11 protein-coding genes are annotated in these 13,761 nt (G+C 44.1%); 4 read left to right on the forward strand and 7 right to left on the reverse strand.

Going from position 1 to position 13,761, the window contains the following annotated elements; all coding sequences use genetic code 11:
* Positions 1 to 150: 150 nt before the first annotated feature.
* On the reverse strand, positions 151 to 1,542 hold the full coding sequence (locus JKG61_RS00005; protein ID WP_202100948.1) for an arginine decarboxylase: 1,392 nt from the start codon (positions 1,540 to 1,542) through the stop codon (positions 151 to 153).
* A 109-nt stretch (positions 1,543 to 1,651) separates the two neighbouring features.
* Between JKG61_RS00005 and argS the strand changes: the two genes are divergently transcribed.
* From argS to JKG61_RS00020, 3 genes are all read left to right on the forward strand, one after another.
* The gene (argS, locus tag JKG61_RS00010; protein WP_202100949.1) at positions 1,652 to 3,436 is read left to right on the forward strand and encodes an arginine--tRNA ligase; all 1,785 of its coding nucleotides are present in this window, start codon (positions 1,652 to 1,654) and stop codon (positions 3,434 to 3,436) included.
* A gap of 109 nt (positions 3,437 to 3,545) precedes the next feature.
* Positions 3,546 to 4,622, forward strand: a complete 1,077-nt coding sequence (locus JKG61_RS00015) for a Gfo/Idh/MocA family oxidoreductase (RefSeq protein WP_202100950.1) — start codon at positions 3,546 to 3,548, stop codon at positions 4,620 to 4,622.
* 96 nt (positions 4,623 to 4,718) lie between these two features.
* Entirely contained in the window at positions 4,719 to 5,915 is a 1,197-nt protein-coding gene (locus tag JKG61_RS00020; protein WP_262896184.1) for a BaiN/RdsA family NAD(P)/FAD-dependent oxidoreductase, read from the forward strand.
* Positions 5,916 to 5,985: 70 nt separating this feature from the next.
* Here JKG61_RS00020 and JKG61_RS00025 read toward each other — a convergent pair whose 3' ends face one another.
* From JKG61_RS00025 to JKG61_RS00050, 6 genes are all read right to left on the reverse strand, one after another.
* Positions 5,986 to 7,149 carry a dicarboxylate/amino acid:cation symporter gene (locus JKG61_RS00025; protein ID WP_202100951.1) on the reverse strand — a complete coding sequence of 388 codons (1,164 nt, stop codon included), beginning with the start codon at positions 7,147 to 7,149 and terminating at the stop codon, positions 5,986 to 5,988.
* A 12-nt stretch (positions 7,150 to 7,161) separates the two neighbouring features.
* On the reverse strand, positions 7,162 to 9,192 hold the full coding sequence (locus JKG61_RS00030) for a M3 family metallopeptidase (protein ID WP_202100952.1): 2,031 nt from the start codon (positions 9,190 to 9,192) through the stop codon (positions 7,162 to 7,164).
* 58 nt (positions 9,193 to 9,250) lie between these two features.
* Positions 9,251 to 10,426, reverse strand: a complete 1,176-nt coding sequence (gene trpB / locus JKG61_RS00035) for a tryptophan synthase subunit beta (protein ID WP_237249318.1) — start codon at positions 10,424 to 10,426, stop codon at positions 9,251 to 9,253.
* A 192-nt stretch (positions 10,427 to 10,618) separates the two neighbouring features.
* Positions 10,619 to 11,827, reverse strand: a complete 1,209-nt coding sequence (gene hmpA / locus JKG61_RS00040; RefSeq protein WP_202100953.1) for an NO-inducible flavohemoprotein — start codon at positions 11,825 to 11,827, stop codon at positions 10,619 to 10,621.
* Between the two features lie 114 nt (positions 11,828 to 11,941).
* On the reverse strand, positions 11,942 to 12,379 hold the full coding sequence (locus tag JKG61_RS00045) for an RrF2 family transcriptional regulator (protein ID WP_202100954.1): 438 nt from the start codon (positions 12,377 to 12,379) through the stop codon (positions 11,942 to 11,944).
* Positions 12,380 to 12,382: 3 nt separating this feature from the next.
* Positions 12,383 to 12,727 carry a cupin domain-containing protein gene (locus JKG61_RS00050; protein WP_202100955.1) on the reverse strand — a complete coding sequence of 115 codons (345 nt, stop codon included), beginning with the start codon at positions 12,725 to 12,727 and terminating at the stop codon, positions 12,383 to 12,385.
* A gap of 155 nt (positions 12,728 to 12,882) precedes the next feature.
* Between JKG61_RS00050 and JKG61_RS00055 the strand changes: the two genes are divergently transcribed.
* Positions 12,883 to 13,743: an NAD(P)-dependent oxidoreductase gene (locus tag JKG61_RS00055; protein WP_394371064.1), complete on the forward strand. Its 861-nt coding sequence runs from the start codon at positions 12,883 to 12,885 to the stop codon at positions 13,741 to 13,743.
* Positions 13,744 to 13,761 lie beyond the last annotated feature (18 nt).

The raw sequence follows: 13,761 nt of genomic DNA on the forward strand, positions 1-13,761 counted from the left end.
GGTTCTTACTGAACCGTGACCTTGAACGATCCGATCGACAATACTAAGTTTGAATTCCAAACTATGTTTTTTGTTTTTTCTCATAAAAATGCCCCCAGAAAGTGTCTAACTTTTTGGGGGCATTGCATCGCATGCCCCTTTTTATGTTGATTATTGATAACCTAAAAGTTTCATGACTTGTTTGGAGTTTTGCTCCTCGCCAAATACTTCGTAGTTGAATGTCTCGTCTCTATTGCGACGTATCAATACATGCTTGGGGGATGGAAGCAAGCAATGATGAATACCTCCATAACCGCTCAATACATCCTGGTAAGCTCCCGTATGGAAGAAACCTAAATATTGTACTTTACGTGTTTTGGGCATGAACACCGAGTTCATATGTGCCTCTTGGTTGTAATAATCCTGGCCATCGCATGTAATCCCTCCAAGGTTGACGCGTTCGTATTCTGAATCCCAGTTATTGATCGGCAATAGGATATATTTTTGATTCAATGCCCATACATCCGGTAGATTGGTGATAAATGAACCATCGATCATAAACCATTTTTCGCGGTCATTCTGTTGTTTACGGCCCAATACTTTGTACAGGATGCCGGAAGCTTCTGCTACAGTATATTTGCCAAACTCGGTAATGATATCCGGTTCCATGACTTCGTGGTGCGCACAGATCTGTTTGATGCGGTTTACGATCTCGTTGACCATATATTCATAGTCGAAGTCGTGTACCAAAGAATCTTTGAAAGGCATACCACCGCCGATATCTAGCGTGTCCAGTTCGGGATTTACCTTCTTGAACTTACAGTATAAAGTCACATACTTCTCTAACTCATTCCAGTAGTAAGGGGTATCCGATATACCGGAGTTGATGAAGAAGTGTAATAATTTTACTTTAAAATGGGGGTTGTCTGCGATCTTATTGTTGTAGAAGTCGATCACATCCTCTATACGCACCCCTAGACGCGATGTATAAAACTGCGAATCGGGCTGCTCTTCTGAGGCGATACGTATACCGAGTGCACAGGGTTCGTCCAGTTCGATCTCGTCATCATATAGATTGAACTCTTCCTTATTGTCGAGTACGGGAATGATATTCTTATACCCATCGTGTATCATGTCGATGATGTACTGTTTGTACTGGTAGGTTTTAAAACCATTACAGATGACCGTAATGTCCTTGGTAACCGTTCCTGCTCGTTCAAGGGAGTCAATCATAGGCATGTCAAAGGCCGATGAAGTCTCCAGGTGGATATCGTTTTTAAGGGCTTCCTCTACGATATGTTTGAAGTGCGAAGATTTGGTACAATAACAATACTTGTACGACCCCCTGTAGTCGTGTTTAAGGATAGCGGTTTGAAAAAGAATCTTCGCCTGTTGAATTTTTTTGCTGACAATAGGTAGATAGGTAAACCGCAAGGGAGTTCCATACGTCTCTATCATTTCCATCAAATTCAAATCATGGAAGTACAATTCGTCGTCGATTATTTCGAATCCGTCTTGCGGAAAACCAACACTTAAGTCAAGAAATTCCTGATAGCTCTGCATTTTTTATTATTTTTGGCAAAGATATACTTTCATAATGAATACCTAAACACTTTGGGTGTTATTTTTTCTGTTCATTATCAAGGAGATACAGATATTACACAATATTTACATGGCTAACTCTATACAACTTACGCTCGTCCAAGAGACGGTAGCGGCGGTAAAGTCACTTTATGACGCCGATATTCCAGATTCTCAGATTACTTTGCAGGAAACCCGCAAAGAATTTGAAGGGCAAATTACTATTGTGACTTTTCCTGTCACACGATTCTCAAAAAAATCACCGGAGCAGACCGGAATGGAGATAGGTGCTTATTTGCAGGAACGTATTCCGGAGATAGCGGCTTATAATGTGATCAAAGGGTTCTTGAACGTAAGCTTGTCGGATGCGTACTGGATAGCGATGTTGAATGATACAATATTGCAGGATGGCTTTGGTCAGTTTGCGAAAAATGGAAAGAAGCTCATGGTCGAATATTCTTCGCCCAATACCAACAAACCATTGCACCTGGGACACATCCGTAACAACCTTTTAGGCTATTCGGTGGCAGAGATCCTGAAGGCATACGGTTATGAGGTGGTCAAAGCCAACCTGGTAAATGATAGGGGTATTCATATCTGTAAGTCGATGTTGGCCTGGCAGCGTTGGGGCAATGGAGAGACTCCACAATCGGCTGGCATAAAAGGGGACCATCTGGTCGGTAAGTACTATGTGGTATTTGATAAAGAATACAAGAAGGAAATCGAAGCTTTAAAGGCAGAAGGGCAGTCGGAAGACGAGGCAAAAAAGAACGCCCCGTTGATGAAGGCTGCGCAAACTATGCTGCAGCAGTGGGAGGCAGGTGATGAAAGCGTGATCACGCTGTGGAAGACGATGAACGGATGGGTGTATGAAGGTTTTGCTAAGACGTATAAACAACTGGGGGTGGACTTTGATAAGTACTATTACGAATCAGATACCTATCTCCTGGGAAAAGATATTATTCAGGAAGGGCTGGAAAAAGGTGTGTTTTTCAAAAAGGAAGACAATTCGGTATGGATTGACCTGACAGATGAAGGCCTTGATCAAAAGCTGGTGCTCCGTGGGGACGGGACGTCGGTGTATATTACACAGGATCTGGGAACTGCTCAGCTTAAATATGATGAATTCCACATGGATGAATCGATCTATGTCGTCGGGAATGAGCAGGATTATCACTTCAAGGTATTATTTATGATCTTGAAGAAATTAGGGAAGACATGGGCCGATGGTCTGTTCCATCTTTCTTATGGGATGGTCGATCTGCCATCGGGCAAGATGAAGTCTAGGGAAGGGACTGTCGTAGATGCGGATGACCTGATGGATGAGATGATTGAGACAGCCAAAGAACGTACCGAAGAGCTGGGTAAGACAGAAGGATTTGAGGAAGAGGAAAAGGATACGCTGTATAATACTATTGGTATGGGAGCTCTTAAATACTTCTTACTTAAAGTGGATCCAAAAAAGAGGTTACTGTTTGATCCCAAAGAGTCTGTAGATTTTCAGGGACATACGGGTCCTTTTATTCAATATACACATGCCCGTATCAAGTCGGTGCTGCGCAAAGCGGCATTTGACAATGCGACTCCCCGGTTAATACCTCCCTCGTTCTCTTCTTATGAGAGGGATCTGATCCAGGTGCTGGCGAACTACCCTGCCGTGGTGGAGATGGCAGCAAATGAGTTTAGCCCCGCACAAATAGCGAACTATACCTATGAAGTGGCCAAATTGTACAATAAATTCTATCACGAGGAGAGTATTCTTAAGGCCGAAAAGGAGGACGTAAAGACCTTCCGCCTGCATTTATCGGTAGCAGCAGCTCGTACCATCGCCGAGGGGATGCGTCTCTTAGGAATCGAGGTACCGGAGCGGATGTAATTTAGAAAGTTATCGAGTTAACAAGTGATGAAGTTAACAAGACAACTGGACAAGCCAGACTATGTCGGGCCAAGCAAGATAACTGGATAACATGTTAACAAGATAACAAATGGAGAAATTTAAAGTTGGTTTGATTGGATTTTCGATAGGTGGACATGTGTTTCATGCCCCTTTTATCGCTAGTAATCCAAATCTTGAATTATATAAAGTGACTGCTCGCAAGGAAGAGCAGCAAAAAATGCTAGCCGAACGCTATCCCGAAGCCATAGGGGTATTGTCGTCAGATGATATTATCCAGGATCCTGAAGTGGATATCGTGGTAGTAGCGACTTCTAATGATGTACATTACAGCCTCACCAAGGCGGCATTGGAGGCAGGGAAGCATGTGATTGTTGAAAAGCCTTTTACCAATACATCGGCAGAAGCAGATGCTCTGATTGCTTTGGCAAAAGATAAAGGATTGTTGCTCTCGGTACATCATAATGCGCGTTTTCACTCGGACTTTAAAACTGTACAGAAAGTACTGGCCTCGGGAAGACTGGGACGTGTAGTACATTATGAAGCGCGTTTTGACCGCTTCCGTAACTTCTTGCGGGAGGGGGCGTGGCGTGAGGCCGCACTTCCCGGATCGGGAATACACTATGACCTTGGTGCTCATTTGATTGATCAGGCTATGCAGCTGTTTGGACATCCCGACGCTGTTTTTGCTGACTTAAGGGCGCAGCGTGATGGGGCTAAGGCAATCGATGATTTTGAATTTATTTTGTCCTACCCAGGTCTTAAAGTGTCTCTGAAAGGGCAGATGCTGGCAAAAGAACCTACGCCTAGATTTGCAATTTATGGTATGAACGGGTGTTTTGTAAAACGCGGCGTAGATCCGCAGGAGAATCTGTTGCGCGCAGGAGCCCGTCCTGAAGGTGACCCCAATTGGGGGGTAGAGCCTGCTTCGATACAGGGAAAGCTATCTTTATTGGAAGATGGACAGGATGTGGAAGAGTATGTGTTGAGTGAAATCGGTACCGGCCAGGATTTCTATAAAAATATTGTCGCTACGCTATTGGGAGTGGAGGAACTCTTTGTTAAGCCCGAACAAGCGCGGGATGTAATCCGTGTCCTGGAACTGGCAGAACAGTCATGGGCAGAACAACGAACGATGAAAACTGAAGGCGAGTTGATATCTGGCTAGAAAAGGTGATAATAGTGAAGTAGGTGAATGTGGTGATGTATCTATTAACCTTCTTCACCGTCATAACTTCCCTCACCTTTATAACAAATAAAAAAATTGAACAACTACGACGCTATTATAATAGGTGCTGGTGCCTGTGGATTGATGTGTGCGGTGCAGGCGGGCCTGCTGGGGAAGAAGACATTAGTGTTGGAACGGAATGATAAACCCGGTGCCAAAATACTGATCTCAGGTGGAGGACGCTGTAATTATACCAACTTATACACTTCTACGGACAATTTTGTGTCGGACAATCCGAAATTCCTGAATGCGGTATTCGCACAGTGGACCGTGGAGGATACCATTGCTTTTTTTGAAAACTTCGGGCATATTAAAGGACAGGAGAAGACTCTTGGGCAGCTTTTTCCTATATCTAATAAGGCTAAAGATGTTGTTGCTACGTTTACACAGCTGCTATATGATACCGGACAGGATATCTGGTTAAATACTTTGGTAAAAGAGCTGAAACAAGGTGATGCTGGTTATGTATTGACCGTAGAGCGTGAAGGGCGGGTGGAATCTCTTGCTGCTGCGAAAATAGTTTTTGCTTCAGGGGGCTTGCCGGTTGCTAAACTGGGGGCTTCTGATTTTGCATTACGTACGGCGCGGACACTGGGCATGGAAGTGGTCTCGACAGCTCCGGCTCTCGTGCCGCTGACTATCACTGGCAAAGATGCCGAATGGTATGCCTCATTATCGGGCAACTCTGTATACGCTAGGGTATATAACGATAAAATTTCATTCGAAGAAAATATTCTATTTACCCATTGGGGCTTGAGTGGGCCTGCAATTTTACAGATATCTTCCTACTGGAAGGCGGGAGAGATTTTTACGATGGACTTGCTGCCGATGTTTAAACTGAGCGAACTGATTGCGCAGGAACGGAGTGCCGGCGGTAAACGTACCGTGGGGCAGTTGCTGCAAGGTTATTTTACGAAGAAGATGGTCGATGCCTTGGGAAAGTTTCTGCCCGTCGATGTGAAAATAGCCTCATTGGGCAAAGCTGACGCTAAACTGGTCGTTGATACTATTCACCAATTTAAGGTTAAGCCTGCTGGTGATAAGGGGTACGATAAGGCAGAAGTTATGCGTGGAGGAATCTCTACGGCTGAGCTTCACCCTAAGACCCTGGAGGCTAAAAAGTACCCCGGACTATATTTCGGAGGAGAGGCTGTGGATGTCACGGGCTGGCTCGGAGGGTATAACTTCCAATGGGCATGGGCAGCAGGTTATGCTATAGCGCAGGATATATGATGGAGTTAACAAGTTATCAGGTGAACAAGTTAAGTAGATAACTAGATAACACATTCACTCGATAACAAGACTACATCCTCCGCTTATAAATACGATCTACAATCACCGCTATCGCGCCATCTCCGGTGACATTACAGGCGGTACCAAAACTATCCATAGCGATGTAGAGGGAAATCATCAGTGCTTGGCTCGGTGCATCGAATCCTAGCATAGAAGCGATTACTCCTATAGCGGCCATGATGGCCCCACCGGGTACTCCAGGAGCGGCAATCATGGTGACACCGAGCATGCAGATGAAACCGGCCATTTGGAAGGTATCGATAGGCATACCCTGCATCAGCATCAAAGCAACAACGCAGGCGACAATCTTGAGCATACTCCCTGCGAGATGGATAGTTGCACAGAGGGGTACCGTAAAATTGGCAATATCTTCCGCTACACCGGCTTTCTTGGCTTGTGCTAAGGTGACCGGAATGGTGGCTGCAGATGACTGCGTCCCCAGAGCGGTGAAATAAGCAGGCATCATGGTCATCAGTAGACGAAAGGGATTCTTTCGGCTGATAAACCCAGCTATGGTAAACTGTATAATCAAGAGAAGAATATGCATGGCAAAAATAACACCGATGATCTTGATGAATACATCCAATATCATTCCGACTTTGCCTGAATAGGTCATATCCAGAAATATACCGAAAATGAAGATCGGAAGAATAGGAATGATCAGCTTCTCGATCAAGAAAGAGATTATCTTTTCAAAATCAATGGCTACCCGTTCTAACGTAGAATTTTCTAAACGTGCTAAGCCGATACCGATAAGAAAGGCGAAAACCAGTGCGCTCATCACATCAAACAGAGGAGGGAAGCTAAGCGTGAAATAAGGGGAGAGTGTTTTTGTTGATTCTTCAATGGTACCAGCAGCCTGTCCATTGATCAATGAAGGAAATACGGCCATACTACCAAAATAGGAAGAGAAACCGGCAAATAGAGTAGATCCATAAGCTATTCCAACGGTGATCAGCAGGAGGCTACCAGCTGTCTTGCCTAGTTTAGCAATAGCAGGGATAATTAATCCCACTATGATCAGTGGGATCAAAAATTTAAGCAGTTGGTCGAATAGAGAATTGAAGGTCGTAAAAATACGACCTAATGATTCCGGTATGATATAGCCTGCACCTATACCTAATGCAATAGCAACGACAATGCGAAAGAGGAGGTTGTTTGTAATCTGCTTCATCGGTTTATGCTGTTATTTTAGTAAGCCTGCTCTTCTTAATAACGGCTCTACCTGCGGTGCCTGACCTCTAAAACGTAGATAGAGGTCCATAGGATGCTCTGTGCCTCCTTTGGAAAGAACGGTATCCTTGAATTTTGTAGCGACTTCTCTGTTGAATATCCCATGCTCTTTAAAGTAGGCAAATGCATCGGCATCGAGTACCTCAGCCCACTTATAGCTGTAGTATCCGGACGAATAACCTCCGTTGAAGATATGGGAAAAACTTGGGCTCATGGCATTCTCGGCGACATCGGGATAAAGCTTTGTGGAGGCAAACTCTTGGTTTTCGAAAGCCTTAAGTGATGTGATGGTGGTCGGATCGGCTCCATGCCAACCCATGTCTAATAGACCGAAACTAATCTGTCTTAAGGTAGCCATTCCTTCTAGGAAGGACGCGGATTCTTTGATCTTCTCGACCAGTTCCATAGGGATATTCTCGCCGTTCTGGTAATGTTTGGCAAATAAAGCCAAGGCTTCCTCTTCATAGCACCAGTTTTCCATGATCTGGCTCGGCAGCTCCACAAAATCCCAATATACCGATGTCCCTGATAATCCAGGATACGTGGTGTCGGCCAGCATGCCGTGTAGGGCATGACCAAATTCGTGGAATAGGGTGGTGACCTCCTGGAAAGTGAGTAATGAAGGTTTGGAGACAGTAGGGCGTGTAAAATTGCATACGATAGATACATGCGGACGTTCTTCAGTATCTTGATAACGGTACTGGGGTTTGAAAGAAGTCATCCAAGCGCCATTACGTTTGCCTCTGCGTGGGAAAAAGTCGGTATAAAAAACAGCGACTAGCTCACCGGCTTCATTGCTGACTTCAAAGGTCCGGACTTCTTCGTGGTACTTATCGATGTTGTATATTTCTTTGAAATGTAGACCATATAGACGCTTTGCTATTTCGTAGGCTCCGGCCAAAACTTTTTCTAATTGAAAGTAGGGTTTTAACTTCTCGTCGTCCAGATTAAAGCGTTCTTGCTTTAGTTTTTCGGAATAGTAGGCTCCGTCCCATTTTTCAAGTTGGGTAATGCCATCGCGTTTTTTTGCAAAATCAGAAAGCTCTTGGAACTCGCGCTGTGCTGCTGGTTTGGCTTTTTCTAATAAGTCAGCTAAAAATTCGTTGACTTTGTCCGGAGACTGTGCCATGCGTTCTTCTAGCACAAAATGGGCATGGGTCTTGTATCCCAGTAGTTGCGCTCTTCTGAATCGGAGCTGAGCGATCTGGATTACATGCTCTTCATTGTTGTAATCATTGTCCTGAAATGCTTTACGTCCTGCCGCTAATGCCATCTCACGGCGTAGTTCGCGATTGTCGGCATAAGTGACAAAGGGAATATAGCTCGGGTAGTCTAATGTAAATAACCATCCTTGTTTATCTTGACTCGCAGCTAATGCTGCTGCGGCTTCGATTACACCTTCGGGCAGTCCGGAGAGATCAGCCTCGTTCTCGATCAATAGTTGGTATGCATTGGTTTCGGCTAGTACATTTTCACCAAATTTTAACTTTAGAATAGCGAGTTCTGTATCAATTTTACGGAGTTCGTCCTTGTCCTGCCCTTCCAATAGTGCACCATTACGTGCAAAGTCTTTATACGATTTCTCTAGTAAGGTATACTGTTCTGCTGTGAGGTCTAGATTTGCACGTTGGTCATATACCTGCTGTATGCGTTTGAAAAGGTCAAAGTTGAGCGTGATATCATTGCTCAGTTCGGAGAGTTTTGGAGCTATTTCCTGTGCGATCTTTTCGAGTTCGTCATTTGTCTCGGCCGAATGCAGGTTGAAGAATATGCTGGATAAACGGTCTAAAGTCATGCCCGAAAAGGCCATGGCTTCTATCGTATTTTCAAATGTAGCCGAAGCGGGATTGTGTACGATGGCGTCTACCTCATCTTTTGTTTTTTGGATGGCTTCTTCAAAAGCTGGGATATAATCTTCGTTCTTTATGTGTGAAAATGGCGCTGTATTGTGCAGCGTGTCAAATTTGTTCGTTAGTATTGCCATGGGGTAAAGTTAATAAATATTTGTGCGGATTTGGAACCGCACAAATATTCAAAAACATTTACATCTCGCGCTCGACATCTTTATCTCCTCTGCCGGAAACATTGACAATGGCCAACTCGTTTTTATCTTTCAATAACTTAATAGCTAAAGCAACGGCATGAGCACTCTCGATAGCTGTTGTTATTCCCTCTAGACGGGATAATAATTTGTAAGCATCGATGGCCTCTTGGTCCGTAACCGGGTAGTAGTGTGCACGGTTGGTATCTTTGAGATAGGCGTGCTGTGGGGATATCCCAGGATAGTCGAGTCCGGCAGCAATTGATTTGGATGGGATAGGCTCGCCATGGTCATCCACTAAGCAGTAAGAACGTGTCCCCTGAAATACGGTAGGTTTTCCAAATGATAGGGTAGCAGCGGTATTTGGGTAAGTACCATCACCTCCCCCCTCGGCTCCATGGATAGTTACGTCAGTATCTTCTAAAAATCCGGAAAAGAGGCCGATTGCGTTGGAACCACCACCTACGGAAGCAAAGATGCTGTCGGGTAAGCGGCCTTCAAATTCTAGAATCTGCTGACGCGCCTCCTGTCCGATGACGGATTGAAAGTAACCGACCATCTTGGGGTAGGGGTGCGGCCCTACGTGCGATCCCAATAAATAAAACGAAGTAGGGTTTTCAATATAATAACCCAGTGCAGCATCGACGGCGTCTTTGAGTGTTTTGCTGCCTAGCTCTGTTGGAATGACTTCGGCTCCCAATAAACGCATACGTCTCACATTCAGGGCTTGACGTTCGACATCGATAGCTCCCATAAATACTTTACAGGGAATATTCAATAAAGCAGCAGCGGTGGCGGCTGCAACGCCATGCTGACCTGCACCGGTCTCGGCAATGATCTCTTGGGCTCCCATTCTTTTGGCCAGCAAGATCTGACCGATACAGTTATTGATCTTGTGTGATCCCGTATGGTTCAGGTCTTCACGCTTGAGGTATATCTTGGAACCGACATGTGCGCTCAGATTTTTTGCATGAAATAATGCCGAAGGTCTGCCTACATAGTTTTTTAGTAACTGTATGAATTCGGCGTTGAAATCTGCTTTTTGGGTTTCACTGTCAAAAAAGTCAGCAAGTTGTTGCAGTTGTTTTTCTAATACAGGAGGGATATAGGCTCCTCCATATTCACCATAACTGCCTTGATGGGCGAGCATGGATGGGTTCGGTCTGACTTCTATCATCGTAAGTTTGATATAATTTATTGTGGGCTAAACTTAGAGAAAATCCACAGAATAAACAAGACGGAAATAGCAGGTGAATTGCAATATAAAGGGGTTCTACAGGATATTGTACTCGGGGAGGAGTGTATGTCATACCTTGCAGAAACCCCTTCTATAGTTAGTGGTTCGGTTCAAAAATTTTACAAATATACACTAATTTAATTGTAGTGAGGCTGGTCCAAACTCTTCAAAATGAATAGCATGTTGAGGTATGCCTTTTTCGATCAGAAATTCGTAATGTTTAGTAATGAAAGGGGCGGGACCACAGATGTAGTAGTCTGCTTGAGAGCTGATAATCTCTTCCTTTAATAGGGATAATTCGACACGCCCCTGGTAAAAGTTTTCCCTTTCGGATGGTATGTTCTCATAGAAAATATGCTGATCTAAGCGGCTATAAGAAACACTGATCTCAGCGATTTTATCTTTGAAAGCATGAACCTGTTCACTGCGGCAGCCATGGATCCAGGTAATGGGGATCTGTTGTTCCTTGGGGTTGTCAACGATATCTTCGAGCATAGACAATAAAGGGGTCTGACCGACACCGCCACTGATAAAAATTTTGCGGGATAAAGTCTTTCTATTGAGTACAAAGGAGCCGGCTGGAGCAGTAAGTTCGACTATATCACCGGGATTGATAGCGTCGTGCAGACGGTTGCTGATCATACCGTCTGGATGTTGGCTGCCGGCCTCACGTTTGACAGAAATACGGTAGTACTGACCATTTGGTGCGCAGGAAATACTGTATTGGCGGGGCTGTAATAGGTTGAGCTCGGGCAGGAATAGACGCAGGCTTATAAACTGTCCCGGTAGATAGTCCGCTACAGCACCACCATCCGAGGGATAAAGATAAAATGAAGTGATTTCGGCCGATTCTTTGATTTTATCCTTGATGATGAAGGGGCGCCATCCCGTCCAGCCTCCTTTTTTGGCCGTTTGTGTATCGTAGAGCTGCTGTTCGTGACCACTCATGATCGCTGCAAGTTGATTGTAAGCGAGTGTCCAGGCATCGAGTAGTTCGGGACTGGCAGCATCACCTAGGACTTCAGAAATTGAAGCAATCAGATGTTGACCAACAATAGCATAATGTTCTGGGCGGATATCAAGACTCGTGTGTTTTTGTCCGATATGATCTACCGCGTGCATCAGTACAGAAGGGTTTTCGATGTGTTCGGCATACGCTAATACGGCCATGGCCAAAGCAGTCTGTTGCTTGCTATTCTGTTGATTGCCCATATTGAATACATGTTTGAGCTCGGGGTTGTGCTCAAACATACGCTTGTAAAAGTGGGTAGTCAATAAGACACCATGTTCTCTTAATACTGGAACTGTACCTTTGACGAGTTGTATTTGTTCTGTTGTCATGATATATTAAATTATTAAAGGATATTTTTGTCTTTTATTTGGGTGCTTGATTTTTGTTATTATCAGGGTGTTGTTATAGTGGATATTTTTGTCTTTTATTGGCTTAAAAAAATACTACTTGTTCAATGTAAGCGCGCCAGCGCGCAATTCGCCATTGAATTCGCCGATGGTTGTCTGATAGAGCATGTGTGTGAGTTGATTTCTTACTTTCTTAAATTCGTGATGCAGGGGACAGGGATTGCTTTCGGAGCAGTAGCTTAATCCCATACCACAGCCTGTAAATATCTGGTCGCCCTCTAAACAGGTGATAATATCAGCTAAGGGACGGTTGAGTCCTTGGGGTTCAATGAAAAAACCACCATTGGGACCTTTGATAGAAGAGACAATTCCTCCTTTGCTAAGTTTTTGAAGTATTTTGGCCAAAAAATGTTCCGGTGAATTGATGTTCTCGGCTATCTCTTTAATACCCGGACGGCTTCCATCAAGAGAATGACTCGCGATATAGAAGACTGCCCGCATGGCATACTCGCATGTTTTTGAAAATAGTCCCATGGATTAGCTGCCTTTTGCTACTTGTTGAACGCGTTCAATCTGGTCTCCCTTGTAAAGGGAAAGGCGTACGATACTGTCGGCGGTGGCTTTAAGATCATGTACGATGTTGCCCTCCAGGGTGATGAGGGAACCTTTGGGAAGTGGGTAACGCAGATCCTCTACTCCAAAATCTATATATCCTTCTACAACCTCGATAACAATAGGATAAGGCGCTTTGTGGGCTTTCATCTCCTGACCTTCCCGAAATGTAATCCGGATTTCTTTGCTATACGCATTGTTGATCAGAACCTGAGCTGCAGGATGGTTTTCTGCATAGGTCACATTTTCTAAAAGAGATATTATTTCCATGGTACTCTTATTGATCCTTATGATGATTTATACACCAAAGGTAAGTATTCTTTTATAGAAGACAAAAATATCTTTTATTATACTGGAACTATTCTTCGAAAGATAATCAATGGAAATGTAGGGATGTATACGGAAAATTTTGTATACTAGCGTATATAGAAAAGGATCTAATTATGGAAAATATAGGATTTATAGGGTTGGGTAATATGGGATATCCCATGGCAAAAAATCTGGAAAAAGCAGGGTTTCCACTGACGGTATATAATAGAACCACTAGTAGAACAGCCGGGTTTGCAGAGCAATCGGCGATCTCTCCCGATATAGAAGGTCTGGTGGCGACGAATGATATTGTATTTACAATGCTGACCAACGATGCAGCAGTGTCGGCGGTATACGAGGTTGTTATGAAGCAAGATATCAAAGGAAAGCTGTTCGTGGATATGAGTACCATTTCTCAAAAGTTGAGCCAACAATTGGCCATGAGGATACGAGAGAATGGAGGGGCATTTGTGGATGCTCCTGTAGCAGGCAGTACAATGCCAGCTAAAGAAGGGACATTGATTATTATGGCTGGAGGTGAGGATGCTGATGTGGTACGTGCTATGCCTTATTTTGAAAGAATGGGTAAGCTTACGAAGCATGTGGGTGCAAATGGACAGGGGATAGCGGCAAAGTTGTCCATCAATTATTTTTTGTCAATACTATATCAAGGACTGGCCGAAACGGTTCTTTTTTCTGGTAGCCTAGGGGTATCACGGGAGGATATGTTAGAAATTATCAATGAAAGTGCAAGTGGTAGTGGTGCTACAAAAGTGAAGACACCGTTGTTATTGAAAGATGATTACAGCCCAGCATTTGCATTGGATCTGATGCTCAAAGATGTACTGCTGGCGCAGGAGGCTGGCGCGGATTATCCATTGACCAGACCATTGTTAGATACGTATAATGCTGCCCAACAGGCGGGATTGGGCGAGAAGGATGTAATAGCGGTGATTGATTATATTAAAGCAAAATAGAATAATAATAGATTGGCG

The sequence above is a fragment of the Sphingobacterium faecale genome, assembly GCF_016746095.1.
Taxonomy (GTDB): Bacteria; Bacteroidota; Bacteroidia; order Sphingobacteriales; family Sphingobacteriaceae; genus Sphingobacterium; species Sphingobacterium faecale.